Source organism: Zhongshania guokunii, from assembly GCF_040892635.1.
Classification (GTDB): domain Bacteria; phylum Pseudomonadota; class Gammaproteobacteria; order Pseudomonadales; family Spongiibacteraceae; genus Spongiibacter; species Spongiibacter guokunii.
In genome coordinates this window covers 567,747-589,276 of sequence record NZ_JBFRYA010000001.1, presented here as the reverse complement: position 1 = coordinate 589,276, position 21,530 = coordinate 567,747, and the positions used below count along the sequence as shown (strand labels likewise).

Genomic DNA, 21,530 nt, shown 5'->3' with positions numbered 1-21,530 from the left:
TCCAGCTTCTTAAACGAGAACGTATCCGGCGCAAAATATATAAAACAAGAAGGGAAGCCAAAGAAGATATCTTTAATTACATCGAAATGTTTTACAACTCGACACGCAAGCATGGTACAAACGGATTGCTGTCACCAAGGCAGTATGAAGACCGTTTCAAATTGAATAACGGAGTGGTCTAAAGTTTTGGGGGCTATTCACTTTACTCGAAAAATTGGATAGGGCCAGACGGCGGGCCATGAATAACTTCCCCAAAAACTATTTCACCATTACCCAGCTTCTCGTTCGTGGCTGGCTTGAGAACAAGAATAGCAGCATAAAGCGCCACTATCGCAATGAAAGCAAAAACCCAAAGAAGCCCTCTGTCTGCATGAAGCATTATCGAAGCACGGAGCTTAGTGAATGTATCCATAGACACTTAACGCCACAGTAAGTTGCGGCTATGTAGTTGATTGGTGTTGTGCTAGCGTAGCTAAAGCGCATAAGCCAAGCAACGGAATAGGCGTCAACTTGACTGTTTTGTTAGTTGCTTTTGCTCTCAACATATTTTTTGAAGTTGTTCAAAATACTTTGCCAACCTTGTTTTTGTTGTTCCGCCGAATTTTTATCTTCGGCCTCAAAGGTTTCAACTACCTTGACCGCACCATTTGTCTCCAAGAATTCGACCGTTGCAACCCGGTTATCTTCAAGCTTGAAATGAATGGACTCATGTAGAGTAACCTTGGTGAAAGTGCCTTCAAAATCGAAGCCCATTGATCCGTCTTTTGCTTCCATCCGATAGCTAAACTTCTCACCTACGTGAAGATTTATCTCTGCCTTGGGACAGCACCACTCATCAATTGCAAAATTCCAGCTTGTAATATCTTCTGGTGTTACCCAGGAATCCCAGACGGTGGAAAGAGGTGCTTTCACTTCTGTTTCAATACTAATTTTCATATTTTTCCTCGAAGTACGGACTATTCTTGTGGCAACTAACGCCGCCAGCAACCGACCGCTTGTAACGGAGCTAAGCGCAGTGAAAAGTAGGTCGGCTTGCCTGGCCTTGTTACGTGTTTAGTCATTAAAGTGCTCCAAACTTGCAGCCTTTATATAAGGACTAAGGGCTTCTACAGCTCCGTTATTCTTATGCCAGATTATATATGTGTAGTCCCACTCTTCGCTGATAACACACTCCAACTCTGGAATTATGAACTTTGTAAAAGCTGATGGTTCTTTGTCCATGCTCTGATTATAGCTTGAGAGCACGGTTTCTATATCGCTAATTTTTGTGAGCGATTGCTTCTCACAGTTTGCCACTTCGAGAGCAAAATCAGAGGCGAGACTTCTTAGCAGCACGTTGAACCGACACCATTCACTTTCTGTGACTTCATCCAACTTGTGTAAATTCTCTTGACCAAGCCAACCTTTCCAAAGGGACACATACTCTTTAGAATATTCTGATTTGACTTCCCACGCTTCAAAATAATCGCTAAACATGATTTCTCGGTGACACGTAACGCCGCGGTTTGGGGCTGGCATCGAGCGCCAGCGGAATGGCAGTCCCAGCCGAAGGCGATAACACCGCCTTGTTATTGGGAGTCTTTAAAAATTGGGCCCAAGCCATAAACTCTCCGACTTACGAAAAACCCCGCCAAAATGCTGATTGGCGTAAAAAACACTAGCGCCAGAACGACACTCGTTCCCGGCTCACCTACAGCATAGAAAACTGCATTTACAATTAAACTGGAAAGCAATCCAGAAACTAAGCCACATGGCAGATGAGTAACGCCAAAACGCTTACCAAGTGCTATCAGAAGCCACGCCAGCAACAGAATTACACCGAACTTTATTTAGATTCCCAATAACGCCCGGCTAAACCGCCGGAACGGAGTTGGTTGTTTTGTGCTAGCGTAGCGTTAAAGCACAAAACGAGCAACGCAGTGGAGGTCGGTTTGAGCCGCTTGTTAGAGCTATTTTATAGTACACGTTTCAACCGGTGGATATTTATTAACGCTTCCATTAGCATTAAACTTATTTTTTAGTACAAGAACTTTATTTGGAGCCAAAAAAACGATGCCATTGTTGACACCATAATCTTCTGCGCACTGATGCTGTTTATAAGAATCTCCCCAAGCGGCAATGTAGCGTGCAAAAGTCTTAATAGAATTATCAGCGTGACTAATCATGGTATAAGTTGCAGTGACTAGGATTACACCAACAATTAAATAAGCTATTTTTGTTACGGTTGACTTCAGACTGCCGCCAAATGATATAAAGAACCAAAGAATAAAAGCGGCGGAAGTTATCACTGTAATAAAAAGCCCACTAAATAAGGCTTTCATGATAGTAACGACAAAATATACGAGAGTGAGAAATGTCTGTGTTATTGTGAAATATGATGCTGAAACGCCAAAAATCTCATTGATAACCGTCGATGCCCATACATTTGACATCGCGGTGTAAGCGATAAGAAAGATAGATATTACGGATTTCGACCACAAAGTTGACGTTACCTTTTTGAAAGGCTCATTGTTAGTCAATATGGCGACCAATATTCCAAAGGGGAGTATAAAAGTTAATGCCAATGCGGGAATGATAATCACCCCTGGCAAATCTATATTAAATAAATTTGAGATTGTAAATATTAAGTATATTGCCAACAAGGTGACACTAAGAACCTCTACTGTTCTTCTTGTATTTTCTATCCATGAATATAAAAACTTCATCAGTGCTCCGAATTTGGTTGTAGCTCTAACGCCGCTATAAAAGGCGCGCGTTAGCGCGTCCAGTGGAGGTCTTTTTTTTGGCCGGAACGATTTTTGATAGCCTTGTTAACTGTTGAATTCGGTAATATGCCAAAGCTCACCTGACGGCCCCCATAAATAGACGACTTTACCCCAAGGCTCATTTTTAATTGGCTCAAATTTTATATTGTACCCTTTGATACTTGATATTAACTCAAACGCCTCTTGAATATTTTTTACTGCAAGCTGAAGCATTAGATTATTTGCAAACTCTTCGCTATAGAACCTTTGTAGAAAAAAAGTACAATTCCCGCTTTCAAAAATTGACAAGTCCTCTGAGGCCTTACCCATCTTAAACCCCATTGCCTGATAGAATGACTGAGATTCTTCATAGTTTTTACTTGGAACAAAAGCCCTAATACTTTCTACTTGCATCGACATCTCCAAGACAGTTAACGCCGCCAACACCGGCTGCGCTTTTTACAGTCCGAGTGATTGGCCTTGTTAGAAGGCAATTAAAATCTCCAACTTTAACAAAGCACAAGCAGAAATAAATATCCGATTACACTTATTTAGATACTCACAGTATGACATTTCTTTATGAGCCCCGGTGCCACCGCTTCTGTATGTTATTTTTCTTCCTGCGCCATCAATTCTCATGGATCCATGATGCGATGCATTTCTAAGAGTGCTGTCAAAGCAATCAGTAATTTCACTAAACTCAGAGAACTCGCTAAATGGATTTGCGCGATTTGCTTTATTAATGGTGAGGTACTTCTTAATGTCCATGCTAGCAAATTCGTCAAATTTTCGCCCTAACCTGATGTTATTCAAGCAGGCCAGTACAGTTAAATTGCTAGTGAGTGACTCAAATGTATTGCCGAAAAAGAGTTTTGTATTGGGAAAATTGGTCGAGGACGCTACATAATCCTCTGGCAGCTGCATATTTGCTCTAATGCTCATCGCAGTCTGTCTCAAATCATCGTGGCATTTAAAGTACTCTGAGAAAATACTGAAATACCTATCTAGGTGCTCCTCTTGCAGTGATGTTTTGTAATAACTTACAAATCTCGCGTATTCCGCTGGGTGCGCACTCTTTATACTACCTAATGCATCAGCTGCCACAGCAAACAAATCATATTTATTTGGTTGAAGAAGACTTGCGGAAAAATCGAATAACAATGGGGATAGCTCATACGGGCCATCAAAATCGTAGGCCTTATAATTTTGTAGCTGCTTTTCAGCTAAGGCCAAACGGCCTTTACTTGTTAAAGACCATCCTTTTTTGATGAATTTCCAATTGTCCTCGTCATTTGCAGTTTGATCAGCTCGTTTCTTCAAATCAGAGTACGCCTCATCCGAGGTGATATCGACACCTTGATCCCTAAGCATATCGAACATCATCTTCATATGACTTAACGCGGGAAATGCTAATTCCTGATTCATCTGATCTTTATGAACTGGAAATTCAGAACTTAGGTAGATAATTTCTCCCTCTCCACTACCTCTCCTTACATTTTCTTTAAGATCTAACGCAACTGTTCCGTTTGATTGGTCGCAGTGCATGCCTACCACTATATTCTCAGCGCACTGAGAACAACTAAATGTGTGCTCTTGATAAGACGAATACCCTACCTGAATGCGCAGGGTGTGCTTTTCAGAGCAAGTGCCGCACTCTATATAATTGCGTACTATCATGGCTTTCTCGCTCTCTCCTTTTGCCTTCTAACGCCCCCATAAAAGGCGGCCAATACGTAGGTTGCTTTGTGTTATTTTGGAGCGCAGCGACAACACAAAGCAACCGGAGTTTTGGACGTCCAGCCGGCGTGTTTTTGCCGGCGATTTTTCATGGGTTTGTTACGTTTTTATTCTGCCGGTGGCGCTGGTACTTTGTTAGGAAATTCATAAATAAACTTCATTAACATCTCGGAGAATGCAATAAGATCTTCGCAGTCAGGCTTACTCATTAAAGCGATTTCATGAGTAGCTTCATTGCCTTTCTTTCTGATGTGATCAACCCAACCTCTGCCATTGGGAGGAATATAGCCTTGTTCAGCAAGGTAGTTTACATAGTGAATAAAAGGCTTGCCCTCTTCGGCACCTTGCTTGACACCTATATTCATCAGTAACTTACGACACAAGAGAACCGCTCCAGTATATGATGAGGCGGCCACACAATTTCTTGCTTCTTTATAAAGAGCAGCCAGCTCTTCGGGCAAATGACCCACATCATTGCCTGGCGCCACATCTGGGTATTGCGAACCCTGTGCGTTAAAGTGTGTCGGCTGATCGCAGTGACTACAGATATATATGAATTGCTGATTGTCCGAGAAAAAACCACTTTTAGTTGCAATGATATTCCCGCAATGCCCGCAAGTGAACTGCTTAGAATTTAAACCATTTACTCCATGCCATCCCATGTGGTGATTTCCTAATTGTGTGAAACATAACGCTGAGCTAACCGGCAGCTTTGGAGAAGCGAAGCGCCGGAAAAGCTGTCCAGTGGAAGCCGCGTTTTTTTGCGGCTGTAACGGTGGTTGAGCGTTTTGTTAAGTGGCATTTAAGGCACCGTCTCTATAATTTGATAGTAATCGCCGCCACCACTATTTATAAGCTTTAATTTTACTCTGCCTCGATAACGATTTGGCACTTTACCAAAACCATCAGCTTTGACGACAAGTCCATTTTCAAGCTGCACTTTATATTTGGTATTGTAAAAGTTTACCCCTTGAGTTGGCTCCGTCACAACCTTGCCATACACCTCTTCGATTTTTATTCCATCCGATGGCGGCGTACGTAACCAACCAATTCCGCCATATATCAGAACCACTATTAGGATCGAAAACCCCCACAATAAAACTCTATTAACTCTCTCTTTCCAGAGTAATTTATCCAGCTCCTTTGTACTCATATTCTGGCCACTTAACGCCGGCGCCAGGGGCAGACAAATAAGCGCAGCGTTTTAGCTGTCCCGCCGCGCTTTTCAGCGGCTAACTGCGCGCCCTTGTTATGAGTGATTGGCTGGATTGGCACGGAATGACGCGACCTTTCTACACAGCGTAACTTCAACATTGTATCTGTACTTGCTGCCCAGCGCAGAGTAATTGCGAATGGCTCGATCTAGCATCGATATTGCTTCTCTTCTAACGTTTCGGATATTTACCACCGCATTACCAACTACTTCCATATCCAGATGCTTGAAGGAGTTTTTCAAATAATTAATATCAGATCCAATTTTTTTGTTTGAAGGCATATTCCCCGGACGGGTTTTCCGCACAATCGAGCGCATCAAATCAACTCGCTTTTCAAATGCGGGCTGACCCCCATGAAATTTCACAAGCTTACCAAATATTTCCTCAGCAGCGCCCGCAAGAGTCAGTGAGGCGACGTATTTCCCATCGAGAAATAGATCGATTGCGCTATCAAGCTGCGCTTCTGCAACTCTTAGCTTTGATACAGTTCCCATTCGATTACTCATAACGCCGTGGTAAGGGGCCGCCGAAGCGCAGCGTAGGCTGTCCCGCGCAGGCCGCGCTTTTTGCGGCCGGAGTGAACTTGACCACCTTGTTATGTGTGCGACTGTTCAAAGTATTCTCTAAGCTCCTCGAATAGCTTATTTGTGCCTGATAAGAATCCTGTTTTAGCTCTTAATCCGCCGCACTCCAGTGCGACCGCATTTATTAAGATTCGCTTTCCATCGCGAAGCTTTATACCCATTCGCTGAGGATGGCCCGAACCTCCTATCAAACGGACAAGCTCTATGTCTTCGTGAGTATATCGCTCGCCCTTGTAGTAAAAGCAATCTTTCCGGATAGTGACCAAAGTCCTAGCAAAAAAGCCGAAATATCGTTGTTTGTAGGTTACTTCCATGTTCGACTAGCACACATAACAGTTTATTATAACGACTCAGGCCATATATCACTTTGGCCCCCTTATCAAGGAGCGGGCTTTAACGTTAATCGAAAAATTCTAGGAAATTCAATGATGTGACGGCTTCGCTATTAGCGAGCGGCGGTCAAATGAAGATTACTTCCCTTTATTTCTGCCAAACATTCCCTTCCCCTGATCATATCGCAGTTTTTATAAAATTCAATAAGTTAAGTAACTCGCTAAGGTGTTAATGGGAAGCGCTCTCTTGTTCACCGGCCTTGACGACCCAACGGCAATACATATACTGTATTTATAACCAGTACAGATTGGAGTTGTCATGGAAGACATTCGCCCTCTTATTTCGCCCAATTCAGGCCGATTCCTCGACCAATTGCGCTTACACATTCGCCAAAATGGTCTGGCCTACCGAACAGAGCAAACTTACCTGCATTGGGTAAAACGGTTTATTCGGTTTCATGGCCGAAAACATCCAAAAGACCTTTGTATGACTGATGTTGAGGTATTTCTAAGTCATTTAGCAGAACAGCGCTCTTGCTCTACAAATACCCAACGAATCGCACTCAATGCCTTGGTTTATTTATATAAGCGGTTCATGGGGCTGGATATCGGTAATCTGGCGTTTAAGCCAGCTCAGGGCGCTAGGCGCATCCCTGTGGTGTATAGCCGTGAAGAAATCTCAGCGATTCTTGCTCATCTTCGGGGTGCTCACCGCTTACAAGTTGAGCTGATGTACGGCTCGGGCTTACGAAAGGCAGAGCTGCTTTCACTTCGGGTTAAAGATATTGATTTCGGCAGCAACAATATTTTTGTTCGCGGTGGCAAAGGCAACAAAGATCGCACCACGATGCTGCCTTTAAGATTAATTCCCGCTTTGAAGCATCAGATTGCGCACGTTGAGCGATTACACGCTCAAGATATTATTGATGGCTATGGTGAAGTTTATTTACCCGACGCCCTTAATCGAAAGTACCCTTCGGCCGCAAAAGAAACTGCGTGGCAATTCCTATTCCCGTCCACTAAAATCGGGAAAGACCCAAGATCTGGCGTTCTTCGACGACACCATTTACACCCATCTGCATTATCTAAGCAAATTCGACAAGCTGTTCTAGCAGCGAAAGTTCATAAACCCGCAAAATCTCATAGCTTTAGGCATAGTTTCGCAACCCACCTACTCGAATCGGGATATGATTTGCGTACCATCCAAGAGTTATTGGGACATTCAGATATAAGCACAACAGAAATATATACCCACGTGGTAAATCGCGGCGGAAAAGGTGTATTAAGCCCAGCCGATAGTCTTTTTGCTTAACTGCTTCAGCGGCATCAATTTTTGAACCAAGTTCAAAATGACGCTAGGCTGGGCATTACAGCGTATTGAGGGTAGCCGCTAGTCCTTTTTCTCAATTGTTACTTCTATCGATTTGCTGTCACCGGCAAACCATTTTTGAATATACAGCGATCCGACGATGGGCGCCGTGCCTTCATCGGGGACTTCTTTGTAGCGAACGCTGTTTTTGGTTTCTTTTTCGTATTCAAACGTGACTACTTTCTTGCTCATAAAATTCTCTTGTTAAGAAGGTTTACGTTATGCGGTGGCAACGCCGTGTAAATCACTCAGCGATTTAACACCATTAGTGGCAGCTCATGGGCCGCCATCGCTTCTTGGGTGATTGTGCTTGCGTCGGCTTTCATGGTCGTTAACAGTTGCACCCACCCTGCAGGAATTCTCGCTTTAAGTGAACTGAATTCGGCGTATTGAGCGGCAAAGGCGCTCGGCTTGTCGGCCTTTATTTGCAGCGCGGCCTCAATATCGCTAGGGATTAAGATTGCATTGCATGTTTCATTCAGCGCAATACCCAAACCCGATAAATCGTAATCGGGAAAGTACACTATAAATTGCCCGTTGGCATGTAATTCAGCCAGCCAAGATTTTACTCCCCGCGCTAGTGCATCGTGACCTCGATACACCGCAATGGCATTGTGTAGGCTACTGGGCAGCACAAAGTGATGCCAGTGATTCATGGCTTCTAAGTTCTCTACCACCACAATACTTTGCTGGGGCGCTAGAGCGAGATCCTGATAGCGTAAACGCAGTTGGCTGTAGGCTGGTATTTTAATACTCTGCCCCGCCACCAAAACCTCGCTACGGCAGGCAATTTGGATGTAGTTATGGCTGGGGCCGTGTTTGGCGAGCTTTTCATTGGCGGTCAGTTTTGCTGCGCCCACTCTATTCTTGTTTAAAGAATCGGTTTGCACATCAAAGCCCTTGAGCGACTTTATGCTCAGGTGAAGCTTGTCGTAGTCTTCATCGGTGAGATGCAGGTATTTACCGTCGCGCACGCCGATACGTAACAAGCCGTGCGCTTTTTGCCACGCGTTTGAGTACGACACCCGCTGCTCTCGCCGCCGGTAGGCGCGCTGCAATACCTCTAGATCTTTGGCATTTAATTCGCTGGGCGATTCAGGCATACCCTGATGTCCGTACTTTGAAAATTACCGTCGTAAACTTCATGAAAACGTCCCAGCCATTCCAGTTTAAACAGATTGCGCAGTTCGCTATTCATACCCTGATACTCGCCGTAAATATAGTATATCCACGCTTCTAAACTGGTGCCCGTGGGCGCAGCGGCTATGCTGGCTGACGCCGTTTGGCTTTGGGCTTCTGGGGTTTTGGCGCTGAGTAAATCGGCAAAGAAATTGCGGGCCGCTGCGGTGGTGGCGTCTCTGGCTACCAGCTGGGTTTGCATTTGCGCGTCGTCGATATCCTCGGCTACGGCCACCACGTCTTCATCGGTAACCGGCTGACGGCGCAGGCCTTGAAGCATATCGCTAAGCATAATTTCTTGGTTGGGGTTGCGCACATTGGCGGTATGCGCCAGTAGTAGCGGCGTTGCTAAGCGCGCTGGCGCGGGCAAGTGCATGTTCTCAAACAGATGGTCGAAGCGATAGCCCGGCTGGTGCTGAAAAAAACGCTGCAAGGCCCGAACATTGCGGGCATTGCGCGCCAGGCTTTGAAATTTAAACAAGGAGGCGCGCATACGTACCAGCAAGTCGATAAGTTCTGAGCGCGCACTGCTCACCGCGTCTTGCAATACCACCGCAAATAATTGGCGCAGTTGGCGGTCGCCGCCACAGTCGTCGTACAAGGCCTCGATATTAATGGCAGTGAGGGCTTCCGACAGCCGCTCGGCTTGTTCAATGGCGGTGTTGTTCTCGGCAATTTTGGCTTCGATGGAAACCACATACATAAAATCGTTTTCTACCCGATACCAAAGCCGCCGAGTATTGTCTTTAAGCAGCTCGGCCAGCTCGTAGACTTGCTCGCGAATACTGTATAGCAGCATTTGAATATCGTCGCTGCGGTCGGCGCTGCGCACGGCATTGATGTACATCAGCATTTGCCGACGAATCAAGTCGATGCGGCCGCCAATATCGGCGTCTAAATGGCGCAGCCTTTCCTTTTGGTGGTGACGATCTAGCAATTCCCGCACGGGTTTGGTTAGCCGAACACCGCCGTAAATATCTGGACGCCAGGCAATTTTATTACTAATTAAGCTGTCGATTATCCGGCGATTGTCGGGGCTTTCTGGCAATTCCATGCCAGGGTCAGAATAGCCCTGATCAATTAGCTCGGCATGCTGATAGAGCGCACCAAATAAGCTGCGGGTGCTCATAGCAACGACTCCTGCTCGTGCTCCTCTTGCACATCGATATGCTCGTGATGCACCACAAAATCGATTACTTCATAGAGCCACGCCCATTTGCCGGTAGCGGTGTAAAAGCCTTCGTTGGGGTGCAGCAAATAGCCGGAATCCACCAGTTTGGCTAAAATACCCCGCAATTTTCCAGCAAGGCCGCTGGCGGTGGTTTTGAATTTTTGGCTGCGCGCTAGGGCCTCTAACTCTTCAATCGCCGCGGGGGCATCTTCAATGGCACGCAGAATCACGCTTTCGCGCAGAGTGTCGCCGGGCAGTAGCGGACTGTCATTTTTTTGGGCTGAATCGATTAACTGTAAGCAGCGAATAATCGGCTCTAGTTCGTTGATTACCGAGCGCATGGTTTCAACCACGGCGCGCTGAGTTTCGGGCCGCGCCAAACTTTGCATCACCAAATAATAGGTTTCACCGCCAGGAGAGCACTGCAACTCGCGACCCATCTGGCCGACGTAGTGATTTACCTTGTCGCGGCGGCCGTCGTTCAGTAAAAACTGGAATTGCTCGGGGTTTGAATATTCGCAAATAAACTTGCCAGCCAACAGCGCCTCGACCACTTCGGCAAATAAATCGTTCATTGTGCTGCCTCCAGTGCGGCCTTGCTTAGTACGTCGAGCTTATCTTCGGCAAGGTCTAATTCGATGAGCGGCTTGCCCTGCTCAATCACGTGCTTATAAGTGAAGTGTTTTAGCAGCTGCGGGTCTGAAGACGGAAAACCGCCCAAGATCATCACGCCGTTTTCTCTGAGCATGGTAAATAATAAATCGACGTTCTCGTGGGCCAAGGTGCCCAATTCGTCTAGCGGCCAGTGAATCAACACCTCGCGGTTTGGGCATAACTCCCGCATTAGGCCGACAAAAATTGAGCACAGCGCCAGATACATGAGGCCGGTGGAGCTAAAATCTTCCATTTGCGCTTCATTGCGCACGGTGGCGCACTGGCCGTTTTCGGTGATCGAAATTTCTAAATCGAATAGCGACTCTAGGCTGTCGCTAATCCGGCTTTGGCGCAGGCCCATAATCGCGTCCATCATTGCATCGGCAACGTGGGCAGGCGGTAATTCGCCGCTGCGTTCTAACTGCCAATTTACCCAGCTGCGCTGAAAGGCCGCCAAGGCATCCCAATACTCTTGCAGTTCAACCCGCGACGATAATTTAACCTCGATATTACTCAGCGCACTAAAGCGCAGATTATTATCAATGGCTCTACTAACCCGCCGCGATTCAGTTTTAATACTGCTGCGAATACGGCCTAAGCCCGCGTAAATATCGGCCAGCTGATCGCCCATATTTTGGAAAGACGCGAGCAGCGAGCGCTTCATTTGCGGCAGTGCGTCGTCTAGTAAATGTTCGATTACCTTTGGTTTTTGCCGCCAGGCGTCATCACTGTCGGCGAGTAAACCAGACTCATCCCAAGCTTGGCTGCACAAGCGCTCCCAGAGAATGGCAATATCACTGTTAGGCGATTTGCTCAGAATTCGCTCGGCGTTGCGAATACCCGCTTGAATACTTTTGATTAACTGCTGCTGGAGCTTCAGCAATTCTGCCGCTTCGTGCAGCAACATATCTGCCGAGGCGGTGCTTGGGGTTTTCGCCATGCTGGCGCGGCCAGTTTGCTGCAACTGCTGACGAAGGCGCTCTAGTAAGTCACGGGCGTGGCGCCGCGCTTCTTCAATACGGGTTTGCTCTGCCCTATTCAATTTTAGGGCGCGATTATGATCGGCCATGGCGCGCTCAAGACTGTCGTTAACCTCCTGCAACTGCGCCTCAGCGTCACGCAAGGCCGTGTTGTAGCCCGCCATATTAGGTAGTTTGTGGGTTTTCCACTCTTTATAGCTGTCGATGTCGTTGCGCTTGGCTTTTAGCTCAAGGCAAAAAGCCTGACTCGACTTGGCCGCTGCTGAGGCTTCTTCTACTCTTTTTTCGTCTACGCCTTCGTCGCGCAGGGCGCGGGCCATGTCTTGCTTATTGCGTTTCAGCAGCTCTGCTAATTGACTGTCGCACTCTTTGCGCCGCAGCCGAATCTGATCAATCGCTAAATCTAAACGCGATTTACTCTGTGCAAAATTAGACTGCAAATTAGCCAAGGCTTCGTGATGCTGTTCGTTAAATACCCGCAGCTGCTCGGCTTGGCGCTCTTCCACGCTGGCAAAGGCAGCTTTGGCGTCGTTTAGGCTTTGCTCGGCGAGCAGTTTGCGATTTACCCGAATGTCGCGCTGCTGCTGACGCTCGCGATCTCTGGCATCTTTGGCCGCTTTTAGCTGGCGCGCTAAATTTTGTTGGGTATGGCGCCCCTCTTGAAAGGCGCTATCCGCTTCTTGAACCAGTTTGTTAGCCTTTTGCAGGCCGTTCTCGCAGGCTTCTTCGTCTTTTTTTGCGGACTCAACACGGCGTTTAAGCGCATCTAGATTTTGCTGAAGTTCAGCTTGCGACTGGGCGTAGCTAGGTATTTCGATGGCATCGAGTTTCAGATCCCAACCAAGAAGATTGTGGTTGTCGCCGCTGGTTTTAGTGGGGTGTAAATCCCGACGCTGTAGCAATTCTGGATTAATGACCCGACCAATGCTCTGCGCCCAATCTGGCTGCTGTTCACGCAATACCGACAGCAAGGATTTGTCGTCTGGGCTGTGCAGCGCCAGTTGCTCGCGATATTGTTTTTCAATATCGCTGCGCACATTGGCACTTTGCTGACGCTCACTTTCTGCGTTTTCCCGCGCGCTAATCGCCTGCTCATAACGGTTTTTTAGGCTGTCGAGCTGAGGGGCTTGGTGCTCAAGTGCCAACTCGGCTCGCTCAACGGCTGCTTCGGCAAGCTCTAGGCTTAAACGCTCTTCCTCGCTAAGCGGTGGATTATCGTATTCCGCCTGCGCGGCATTGAGCTTAAGCATTGCGGCGTCGCGCTCTGGCCGCTGATTCGCGGCAAGCTGGCTAAGGTGCTTACTATGATTTTGAAATTCCTCAGTGCGCTCATCCTCATAGTCGGACTTAGCTTGATGAAGCTGCTCACGCTGTATTGCGAGTTCGCCGTCCATATCTGCCGCTTGGCGCTGATGATCACGCTTGGCCTGCTCGCCAAGGCGTTCAAAGCGCTGCACTAAATCCTGCTGCTCAGACAGCAAGCTATCGAGGGTTTCCTTGGCCTGGGCCGCTTGGGTTTCAAAAAATGGCAGTATGGCGTAGTCGGCAATAATCGCCTCTATACCCATTTCGTCCCACGCATCGGCGGCGGCCTGCAAGGTTTCAATGTCGTTATACAGGCTATTGCAGCGCGATTTCAGGTCGTTGCGCTTGGCGCTAAGCTCGCTGGTTTGGCCGTCGTAGCGTTCGTTCTCAATTAGAATTCGCTGCGTGATTTCCTCGAACTCCGCCTCAAGCTCGGATAAGCGCGCCTGCGTTTGCTCTTCGTGAATAAGCAAGCCGCCAATAATCGCGCCGAGCTCTGCGTAGCTAAGGTTTAGCTCGCTGTTTTGATTAATGACCTTGCGCAACTCAGGCAGCTGGCCCTGAAAATCTCGCAGGGTGGAAATACTGAGCACCGACTCTTCGTTTTCTCGGTGCAGGGTAATTTTAGGAAAGCTAATGCCCTCCTCTTCCATGATTCTGGCCAGCATCAGTTTAATGCGGGTGAGCTTATTGTCTTTGCCCAAGGTGGCGTGAACCAGTTTTTCCATATGCTGCATATGGGTTTTCTGGTCGCCCATGCAGTAACGTGCAGCAACGGCGCGCAAGCCCTGTTGGCGAGCGAGCAAGCCGCGGTCGTTTTGAATAACGGCGCGGTAATCCATAATGGTGTCTATTTGGCGATGAGTGAACTCCAGCCCTAAACTCCGCCAATGGCCGCTTATCTCTTGGTTATTAAATAAGCGGCGCTTACCGCCGTCCGCAATAAAGCTAAATTGTTCGATAGCAAAAGGCGCGTGCAAAAACCGATACGAAGGCGTGCGGCCCGAGGAGTGACGATAGACAACCGCGCACACCCTGCCGCTCTCGCGCTCGTACTCAAACACCAAATAGCTGCTCGGGCGCGGCAAATAGTACTCAACAAAGGGCTTTTTGGTAGAGCCCTTGCTGATTAGTTCAGAGGGGGTAATCCCCAGGAAAAACGGCAATAGCTTGAGTATGGTGGTTTTGCCCGCGCCATTGGTACCCGATAAATTGGCGTTTTCAGAGACATTAATGCGGGTTACTTTGCCGGCAATATGGCCGTCGATCATGATTATTTGTTTAAGACCGTACATGCTGGGGCGTTTGTCCTAGAGTAAAACGCGGATTATAGCAGTAGCGATGCTGTTGGGGGGATCTGCCTAACCAAGCTAATTCAGTTCATTCGATGAGAGTAAATGCCTCATACTTCGCGATTAATTAAGGGCACCCAGCCCTACAGTGCACTAATAAATATCACGCTCATCAAGATTCAATGCCACAAAATAAAGCGAAAAATCTTTGCGCGACCTGATCGCCGCGATCACGTCACGTAAAAATCTAAATCCAGCGCTCACATAACTCCACGAAAAGTAAATACGTAATACTACTATGCTAGCCTCTGCGCGGCGTTTAGCGCTGCTTAGAAAACTGATAATAAATTTTATATTTTTTTATAAGTTTTTATTGGCATTTAATTTGCTGAACAGGACATAGCTTAACTCGCTATGTGTCATAGCATTTAAATCAACCCAAGGAAGCGAATATGAAACTACATCACTTAGCCTTACTCCTAAGCATTTCAATGAGTAGTGCCAGCCATGCCCAAGACCTTGTTGCTGGTTTGCTTGGCAGCAGCCTTAGCCCAGCTAGCGTGCCAAACCTAGACGTACTCAGCACTGGCTTACCCGTCAACGATCTAGTGGGCGGACTTACCCCGCTTGCGCTAGAAACAGTAAATAGCGCCCTGCCAACAGTAAATCAATTGCTTGGCAGCGACCTTGTTGGCAGTGTATTACCAGTGCTTACCGACTTAACAAGTAGCGTCGGCGCTAGCGCTTTACCAATGGCTATTGATCTTGTTAATTCTGCAACGCCGCAGCTTAACGTGCTGTTAGGCAGCGGTTTACTCGGCGGCGGAATCCCTCTCGTTGGTGGCGATTTAACCTCTGGCTTACTACCGATTGCAATTGAGCTACTCAATACCACGGTTCCAGTATTGCCTGGGGTACTCTAGCAATATAGTCACACTCGCGGCAGCACGCCTTAGGTGGTGAGAATGAAAACTGCGGATCGAACAGCGCCTTCATTCTCACCGGAAATAATCCGCATAATACTAACTTTGTGTCATAGTGAATCTGAGATAGAATTTAATTCAGTCGTTATTAGCTTACAATTAATCAAAAATGCGCATTACTTCTCATAAGTGAAAGCTGGATCATTCTCGCGTCGCGCAATCAAGTAAAGTACAGAACTTGCGTGCGCGGCAACACCGCTTGCTGGGTAATTAGTAATTTAATACCGACCCCGAGGTAGGCCTTGAAATACCCTGTAGACCCTTTTTTTCCGACCCCTGATGAAGATCATACCTACCTAAATGAATTGGCGAACCTACCGATACGCCCTATTTTTATCATGGGTTTACACCGCTCAGGCACCACCTTTCTTTATGACTGCATGGCAAAATCATTCCCAGTGGCGCATTTAACCCTGTACCACCTAATGTATTTTGATCGTCTTTTGTACAATCACCATCACAACAGCGAAGAGCAGGATAAAAACCGGCTTAACCAATGTTTTAAAGCCATGGGTATCACTGACCGCAATATCGACGGCACTCGTATTGATGCGGATGCAGTTGAGGAATACGGCTTTTTACTGCGCAAAAAAAGCGGAAGCTTTAAGTTGAGCGAGCAAAACACGGTATTGTTCAGCCAACTCTGCCGCAAACTGATCGCCGTAGAGCCTGGCAGCCAAGCGGTATTATTAAAAAACCCTTGGGATACCGGCAATGCGCAATCTATTTTGGCGCGTTTTCCGGATGCACGATTCATCTATATTCGCCGTGAACCTATTGCTGTGTTAAACAGCATGCTGAATGCGCTACTCGCCTACCTTGAAGGCCCACAAAAATATCTGGAAATGCTCCTAGATACTGGCAATGGCCGCCGCGGCTACCGTACTGGATACTGCGCATGGCAGATGCTCCGTGGATTTCGCGCCATAGTAGGTAAAAAGCTAACCAGTCTAGCGGGCCGGTCACTGCTAGCGAAAGATCTTGCCAAGCAGGTGGCGATTTATCAGGCTGAAATTGCGAGTATGCCTAGCAGCCATGCTATTGAACTTGATTACGCCGAGTTAATAGCAGACCCCAGCGCAGCGATGCATAAACTACAGCCACTACTAAATATTGATCTTTGCGCCACCCCGAGCGATATGACCGTGCGTCAGCGCCATAATTTGAATCCAGCCTTAGTAAACTATCAGCCGCAGCTGTCGGCAATACTAAAAGCGGCGCACCCGTCCTAGGCTTTACCGAAGCTAAGCCCCAGATCTAAATGGTCATCGAGCTCAGTCCTATTATTTAAGCGCTAGGGCGGAAACTCTAGCGTGTAAAGTACTACGCCCCTTTTCAACACCAATATATCTACGCTAAAGCGGTATAGCTTAGGTTTTATTTGCCCACTGTTTTAGAGCCTCATATAGTTTTCGAAATACCACCCTATTTGAAATTGAGCCTGTTGCGCGCTTGCAAATGTCACAATTACTCAAAAGCTTTTTTCGCATTTTCTCAGTTCTTAATTTATGTGCAGTAAGTATCTAACACCCTTATAAAAGTTCAATGCCAATTATCATTCGTGAGCACTATGTCACACTATACTTCGTGTATACCTAGGTGTAAGTACGTATTATTAAAACACAGCCGAGTAATAGGAAATCGAAGGGAGGCTCGATACTTATTGGGGCTGTGCAGGCACAAGTGAACGAATCGCCGTTTTAATAAAGGCAGTAAATATTCCACTATGTCACACACAAGCTCAAATATGCATTGCACCCCGTGCAGAAGTTTTGCGTCATCGCTATGGCCACAACCCCGCACCCTGCTTCGGTTTCGTACTCAAAACACAGCGTGAAGAGACCGATCCGATGACTGAAAACATCGCTATTAAGGCGCCCAAAGTAAAACCGCAATCCAAACCAGATCAAGATTATTTAGCGCTAGACACAACTGCGTTTAAGCAACTTGCCAAGGGCAGCCCTTCTGATCGTGCTCACGAATTAAAATCTGAACAGGGTGTTTTTCCGCTAGCGCAATCCCAGCGAGGCCTGTGGTTTGGCGAAAAAATTGGGCCCCACGACGCCATATACAATGTTGCCGAATACTGCGAAATACAGGGTGAAATTAAGCCCGCCCTGTTTCGTGCCGCGCTACAGCAAATTACTGTTGAAGCAGAAACTACCCGCCTAGAAATTCACGACACCGACGAAGGTCCCCGCCAAATATTGCTAGACGCCTATAAAGGCGAGTTCCCGTTTGTAGATGTTAGTAATGAAGCAGACCCGCGGGCAGCCGCTAGGTCATGGATGATGACTGAGCTCAGCGCCCCAGTTGATTTAGCTCGGGATCCGCTGTGGGTATGCGCGCTACTTAAAATCAACGATCAGTGCTACTACTGGTATCACCGCTGCCACCACGTTGTACTCGACGGTTTTGGCGCCGGCATCATCGCTCGTCGCCTAGCAGATATTTACAATGCTTTACTGGCCGAGCGCGACATTGGCCCCACCCCATTTCTGCCAATCGCCCTGCAACTAGAGCACGAAGCCAGCTACCGCAGCAGCAGTCGCTTCGACCGGGACCGGGACTACTGGCTGGAACAATTGCAAAGCCTGCCAGAGCCCGTGTCTTTAACGCGGCACAATGCTAACCGTGCAGGTGGACTGCGACGCAGCAGCGCAAAAATCTCTGTGGCCAACAGTCGCATACTCCGCGAGCTGGGCAAAAACTCGGAAGGCAGTTTGCCGCAGGTGTTAATCTCCCTATTTGCAGCCTATATCTACCGCATGACTGGCGCAGATGATTTGGTGTTTGGTATGCCGGTGTCAGCCCGGGCCAGCAAGACCATGCGCAGTATTCCGAGCATGATGGCGAATGCGGTCACTATCCGTTTGGCCATGACCCCTGAGCAAACCCTGCCACAGCTATTCCAACAAGTGGCTAAAACCGTGCGCTCCTCACTCCGACACCAGCAGTATCGTTACGAGGATTTACGCAGAGAGCTTGGTTTACTTGGCCAAGGCCAACAAATCTCATGGGTGGGCGTGAACATTGAGCCCTTCGACTACGACTTGGGCTTTGGTGGCCACACATGCCTCGCCGAGAACCTGTGCAACGGCACGGTTGAGGATTTAACGGTATTTATTTATGACCGCGGCGACAACGCTGGTTTAAGCATAGATTTAGACGCTAATCCCGCTTTGTATACTCAGCAAGATTTAGACAAGCATCGCGATCGCTTTTGTCGTTTGATTGACGCTGTTCTAGCCGCCCCAGAGCAGGTAATTGCCAAGATCAATCTGCTCGACAATACCGAACACCACCAATTAATGAGCGCGTGGAACGACACCGATCACCCGCTTCCAAACACCCACTGGCCAGCACTTTTTGACGCCCAAGTTGTTGAAACCCCGTTAGCCACTGCGCTCCGCAGCAACGACAAAACCTTAAATTACCGGGAACTAAATCAAGCAATAAATCGCCTTGCCCACGCCTTATTAGTAAACAATATTGGTGCGGGCAACATTGTGGCCATTGCCCTGCCCCGCAATGAATGGATGCCAATTGCGCTGTTGGCCGTTTTAAAAACTGGTGCAGCGTATTTGCCCTTAGATCCCACTGCGCCGCCAGAGCGCCTCGCCTTAATACTCGAAGAAGGTAAGCCTGATTTATTATTAAGCACCGCCGACATCGCCGCTGGACTAATTAATATCACGGCTAAGACCCTGCATGTGGAGGAGTTAAAGCTAAATGATCACCCCAGCCACACACCGCGCCACAGCGAATTAAAAGCGAGAATCAGCGGCGATACCCCCGCTTATGTTATCTACACCTCAGGTTCAACCGGTCGCCCTAAAGGGGTGGTCATTGAACATCGCAGTCTGCTTAATTTTTTGCTTGCCATGCAAGACAGTTTGGCACTTAGCCCCAACGATAAATTTTTAGCGCTCACCACCGTCGCCTTCGACATTGCCGCACTTGAATTATTTTTGCCCCTGATGACCGGCGCCAGTGTGCATATCGCCGACCGCAACACCGCCAAAGATCCCGCAGCGCTGGCCGCGCTTATTCAGCGTAGTGAAATTAGTATTATGCAAGCTACGCCATCGCACTGGCAGGCGCTCCTGGCCGATCACGCCGAGCAAATTAGCGGTGTGCGACCCCTGGTTGGTGGCGAAGCGCTGCCGTCTCACCTTGCGCGAAAAATGCGCAAGCTAGGCCACCCAGTGGTCAACCTTTACGGCCCTACCGAAACCACTATTTGGTCTACCTTGATGGTCTTAGATGGTGACGATTTAGACACGCCACCCATTGGCCGGCCAATATGGAACACCCAAATGTACGTGCTCGACCAAGCGATGCAGCCGGTTCCGGTGGGTGCAATTGGCGAGTTGTTTATCGGCGGCGCCGGTGTCGCACAGGGGTATTTGCATCGCCCAGAACTCACCGCAGAGCGTTTCATTAGCAATCCTTTTGGTGAAGGCCGACTTTACCGAACCGGCGATCTCGCCCGGTGGCGCGCCGACGGCGTGCTCGACTTCCTCGGTCGCAACGATTTTCAAATGAAAATTCGCGGTTTCCGCATTGAGGCTGAAGACGTTGAAGCCAATATCCAACGTTGCAGTGGTGTACGCCAAGCGGTTGTCACCCTTAGCGAAGACCCGCGCGGTGAGAAACGCTTGGCCGCCTATGTCGTACCTAGTTTGCAAAGTGATGGCTTGTTACATGAGATTGACACCTGTATTTTGCGCGCCGAACTCGAAAAATCATTGCCCGATTATATGATTCCAACTGTGTTCACAGTAATGGAGCACCTACCCACTAATGTTAACGGTAAGCTCGACCGCAAAGCACTGCCCCAGCCTTTATGGCAAATCAGCCGCGAATATATTGCCCCTCGTAATGAGATTGAAAGTCAACTCGCCATCTTGTGGGCTGAGGTATTTGAAGTTGAGCAAGTGGGTATTCACGACAGTTTTTTCGACCTTGGCGGCGACTCGCTCACTGCCGCGCGAATGGTCGCGCGGCTGCGCGAACTCATGCAAAGAGATATTCCCCTAGCCGCTGTATTTGAAGCCAGCACCATTGCCGAACTCGCCCAGCAATTGCAAACCCAGCGCGAAGTGCATCCACTAAGCCAACTGCTGCCACTCAAAACCACGGGGCTTGCTAACCCACTGTTTTGTATTCACCCAGTAGTGGGTTTGAGCTGGGCCTACGCTGGCCTAAGCCGTTATTTAGGTACTGAGCAACCAATATACGGACTGCAAGCCCGCGGCTTGGAATATTTCCAGAACGAGTTACCTGAAAGTATTGGCGAAATAGCCGAGGAATACATTGCCTACATTCGCCGCGTGCAAGCGGCTGGCCCCTATCAACTATTAGGCTGGTCAATGGGCGGTTTGCTCGCCCACGAAGTAGCGCGCCGCCTCGAGCTAGCAGGCGAGCAAGTCTCCTTCCTGGCGGTATTAGATGCCTACCCCTACGTGCAAAAAGATTCACAGCCTGTTCCTCAGCAAATGGACGAAACCCAGCTAGTTCGCAGTGCGCTTACGTTTATGGGCTTTAGCACCGACGCGATGGGCAACAAGCCGACAACAATGAACAATCTCACCGAGTTTTTATGCGATGAATACGATATTGCCAACCTGCCTTTTGTTAAAGAAATACAGCAGAGCAATAGCGACATTATTGCCAGCGTGCGTCGGATTATAGAAAACAACCTAGCCCTCTCGCAGCGCTTTGTGCCGGGTAAACTCAACACCGACATGTTGTTTATTGCTGCTTCTCATCCCGCAGAAAATCAAATTAACGAGGTACTTCACCAAGACCCAGAAATTTGGCAAAGCCATGTTGGCAAGCTTAGCGTGGAGCATATTGATTGCCATCACCAACAAATGTTTGACGCGGCGCCACTGGAGTTTATCGGCCCACTCATTGCCAATGAACTGCAATTAAAAGGCCGCTTTTAAGATCTGCGAGCCGAACGGATCGAATAAATTAA

At 48.0% G+C, this 21,530-nt stretch carries 18 protein-coding genes; 5 read left to right on the top strand and 13 right to left on the bottom strand.

All coding sequences use genetic code 11. The features are described from left to right. Nucleotides 1-182, top strand: a 182-nt coding sequence (locus AB4876_RS02720) for an IS3 family transposase (RefSeq protein WP_368380105.1), incomplete at its 5' end; no start/stop codon positions are given. A gap of 340 nt (nt 183-522) precedes the next feature. Here the strand turns inward: AB4876_RS02720 and AB4876_RS02715 are convergent. The 8 genes from AB4876_RS02715 to AB4876_RS02680 all read right to left on the bottom strand — a co-directional run bounded on the left by AB4876_RS02715 (nt 523) and on the right by AB4876_RS02680 (nt 6,189). After that, nucleotides 523-936, bottom strand: a complete 414-nt coding sequence (locus AB4876_RS02715; protein ID WP_368380104.1) for an SRPBCC family protein — start codon at nt 934-936, stop codon at nt 523-525. 117 nt (nt 937-1,053) lie between these two features. Then, nucleotides 1,054-1,476: a hypothetical protein gene (locus AB4876_RS02710; protein WP_368380103.1), complete on the bottom strand. Its 423-nt coding sequence runs from the start codon at nt 1,474-1,476 to the stop codon at nt 1,054-1,056. Nucleotides 1,477-1,949: 473 nt separating this feature from the next. Continuing rightward, nucleotides 1,950-2,705, bottom strand: a complete 756-nt coding sequence (locus AB4876_RS02705; RefSeq protein ID WP_368380102.1) for a hypothetical protein — start codon at nt 2,703-2,705, stop codon at nt 1,950-1,952. 105 nt (nt 2,706-2,810) lie between these two features. After that, nucleotides 2,811-3,158, bottom strand: coding sequence for a VOC family protein (locus tag AB4876_RS02700; protein ID WP_368380101.1), 348 nt, complete (start codon nt 3,156-3,158; stop codon nt 2,811-2,813). A 69-nt stretch (nt 3,159-3,227) separates the two neighbouring features. Next, nucleotides 3,228-4,421 carry a hypothetical protein gene (locus AB4876_RS02695; RefSeq protein ID WP_368380100.1) on the bottom strand — a complete coding sequence of 398 codons (1,194 nt, stop codon included), beginning with the start codon at nt 4,419-4,421 and terminating at the stop codon, nt 3,228-3,230. A 167-nt stretch (nt 4,422-4,588) separates the two neighbouring features. Further along, nucleotides 4,589-5,143 (bottom strand): DUF4145 domain-containing protein, encoded by a 555-nt coding sequence (locus AB4876_RS02690; RefSeq protein WP_368380099.1) that lies wholly within the window; start codon nt 5,141-5,143, stop codon nt 4,589-4,591. Nucleotides 5,144-5,283: 140 nt separating this feature from the next. After that, on the bottom strand, nt 5,284-5,634 hold the full coding sequence (locus AB4876_RS02685) for a hypothetical protein (RefSeq protein WP_368380098.1): 351 nt from the start codon (nt 5,632-5,634) through the stop codon (nt 5,284-5,286). Between the two features lie 96 nt (nt 5,635-5,730). Then, on the bottom strand, nt 5,731-6,189 hold the full coding sequence (locus AB4876_RS02680) for a hypothetical protein (RefSeq protein WP_368380097.1): 459 nt from the start codon (nt 6,187-6,189) through the stop codon (nt 5,731-5,733). A 741-nt stretch (nt 6,190-6,930) separates the two neighbouring features. On the opposite strand from AB4876_RS02680, the gene AB4876_RS02675 reads away from it, so the two are divergent. Beyond that, nucleotides 6,931-7,923: an integron integrase gene (locus AB4876_RS02675; protein ID WP_368380096.1), complete on the top strand. Its 993-nt coding sequence runs from the start codon at nt 6,931-6,933 to the stop codon at nt 7,921-7,923. A 78-nt stretch (nt 7,924-8,001) separates the two neighbouring features. Here AB4876_RS02675 and AB4876_RS02670 read toward each other — a convergent pair whose 3' ends face one another. The 5 genes from AB4876_RS02670 to AB4876_RS02650 are packed head-to-tail and all read right to left on the bottom strand — an operon-like array spanning nt 8,002 to nt 14,564. After that, nucleotides 8,002-8,172 carry a hypothetical protein gene (locus tag AB4876_RS02670; RefSeq protein ID WP_368380095.1) on the bottom strand — a complete coding sequence of 57 codons (171 nt, stop codon included), beginning with the start codon at nt 8,170-8,172 and terminating at the stop codon, nt 8,002-8,004. Between the two features lie 56 nt (nt 8,173-8,228). Beyond that, nucleotides 8,229-9,083, bottom strand: a complete 855-nt coding sequence (locus tag AB4876_RS02665; protein ID WP_368380094.1) for a DUF7281 domain-containing protein — start codon at nt 9,081-9,083, stop codon at nt 8,229-8,231. Next, entirely contained in the window at nt 9,059-10,288 is a 1,230-nt protein-coding gene (locus AB4876_RS02660) for a hypothetical protein (RefSeq protein ID WP_368380093.1), read from the bottom strand. The genes AB4876_RS02665 and AB4876_RS02660 overlap by 25 nt, the downstream gene beginning before the upstream one ends. Continuing rightward, nucleotides 10,285-10,905 carry a condensin complex protein MksE gene (locus AB4876_RS02655; protein WP_301030391.1) on the bottom strand — a complete coding sequence of 207 codons (621 nt, stop codon included), beginning with the start codon at nt 10,903-10,905 and terminating at the stop codon, nt 10,285-10,287. Before AB4876_RS02655 ends, AB4876_RS02660 begins: the two co-directional genes overlap by 4 nt. Then, a complete protein-coding gene (locus tag AB4876_RS02650; RefSeq protein ID WP_368380092.1) occupies nt 10,902-14,564 on the bottom strand; it encodes an ATP-binding protein in 3,663 nt (1,220 codons plus the stop codon). The genes AB4876_RS02655 and AB4876_RS02650 overlap by 4 nt, the downstream gene beginning before the upstream one ends. A 449-nt stretch (nt 14,565-15,013) precedes the next feature. Here AB4876_RS02650 and AB4876_RS02645 point away from each other — a divergent pair, with 449 nt between their 5' ends. The 3 genes from AB4876_RS02645 (at nt 15,014) to AB4876_RS02635 (ending at nt 21,498) form a co-directional block, all read left to right on the top strand. Then, entirely contained in the window at nt 15,014-15,484 is a 471-nt protein-coding gene (locus tag AB4876_RS02645; RefSeq protein ID WP_368380091.1) for a hypothetical protein, read from the top strand. Nucleotides 15,485-15,786: 302 nt separating this feature from the next. Next, nucleotides 15,787-16,776 (top strand): sulfotransferase, encoded by a 990-nt coding sequence (locus AB4876_RS02640; protein WP_368380090.1) that lies wholly within the window; start codon nt 15,787-15,789, stop codon nt 16,774-16,776. Nucleotides 16,777-17,394: 618 nt separating this feature from the next. Further along, nucleotides 17,395-21,498 (top strand): non-ribosomal peptide synthetase, encoded by a 4,104-nt coding sequence (locus AB4876_RS02635; protein WP_368380089.1) that lies wholly within the window; start codon nt 17,395-17,397, stop codon nt 21,496-21,498. The last annotated feature ends 32 nt before the right edge of the window (nt 21,499-21,530 follow it).

Excerpts from the sequence above, each read along its gene's own strand:
- AB4876_RS02705 (WP_368380102.1), bottom strand. The coding sequence starts at position 2,705 with ATGAAGTTTTTATATTCATGGATAGAAAATACAAGAAGAACAGTAGAG.
- AB4876_RS02660 (WP_368380093.1), bottom strand. The coding sequence starts at position 10,288 with ATGAGCACCCGCAGCTTATTTGGTGCGCTCTATCAGCATGCCGAGCTA.
- AB4876_RS02700 (WP_368380101.1), bottom strand. The coding sequence starts at position 3,158 with ATGCAAGTAGAAAGTATTAGGGCTTTTGTTCCAAGTAAAAACTATGAA.
- AB4876_RS02685 (WP_368380098.1), bottom strand. The coding sequence starts at position 5,634 with ATGAGTACAAAGGAGCTGGATAAATTACTCTGGAAAGAGAGAGTTAAT.
- AB4876_RS02715 (WP_368380104.1), bottom strand. The coding sequence starts at position 936 with ATGAAAATTAGTATTGAAACAGAAGTGAAAGCACCTCTTTCCACCGTC.
- AB4876_RS02670 (WP_368380095.1), bottom strand. The coding sequence starts at position 8,172 with ATGAGCAAGAAAGTAGTCACGTTTGAATACGAAAAAGAAACCAAAAAC.
- AB4876_RS02645 (WP_368380091.1), top strand. The coding sequence starts at position 15,014 with ATGAAACTACATCACTTAGCCTTACTCCTAAGCATTTCAATGAGTAGT.
- AB4876_RS02650 (WP_368380092.1), bottom strand. The coding sequence starts at position 14,564 with ATGTACGGTCTTAAACAAATAATCATGATCGACGGCCATATTGCCGGC.
- AB4876_RS02695 (WP_368380100.1), bottom strand. The coding sequence starts at position 4,421 with ATGATAGTACGCAATTATATAGAGTGCGGCACTTGCTCTGAAAAGCAC.
- AB4876_RS02680 (WP_368380097.1), bottom strand. The coding sequence starts at position 6,189 with ATGGGAACTGTATCAAAGCTAAGAGTTGCAGAAGCGCAGCTTGATAGC.
- AB4876_RS02635 (WP_368380089.1), top strand. The coding sequence starts at position 17,395 with ATGACTGAAAACATCGCTATTAAGGCGCCCAAAGTAAAACCGCAATCC.
- AB4876_RS02690 (WP_368380099.1), bottom strand. The coding sequence starts at position 5,143 with ATGGGATGGCATGGAGTAAATGGTTTAAATTCTAAGCAGTTCACTTGC.
- AB4876_RS02710 (WP_368380103.1), bottom strand. The coding sequence starts at position 1,476 with ATGTTTAGCGATTATTTTGAAGCGTGGGAAGTCAAATCAGAATATTCT.
- AB4876_RS02665 (WP_368380094.1), bottom strand. The coding sequence starts at position 9,083 with ATGCCTGAATCGCCCAGCGAATTAAATGCCAAAGATCTAGAGGTATTG.
- AB4876_RS02655 (WP_301030391.1), bottom strand. The coding sequence starts at position 10,905 with ATGAACGATTTATTTGCCGAAGTGGTCGAGGCGCTGTTGGCTGGCAAG.
- AB4876_RS02675 (WP_368380096.1), top strand. The coding sequence starts at position 6,931 with ATGGAAGACATTCGCCCTCTTATTTCGCCCAATTCAGGCCGATTCCTC.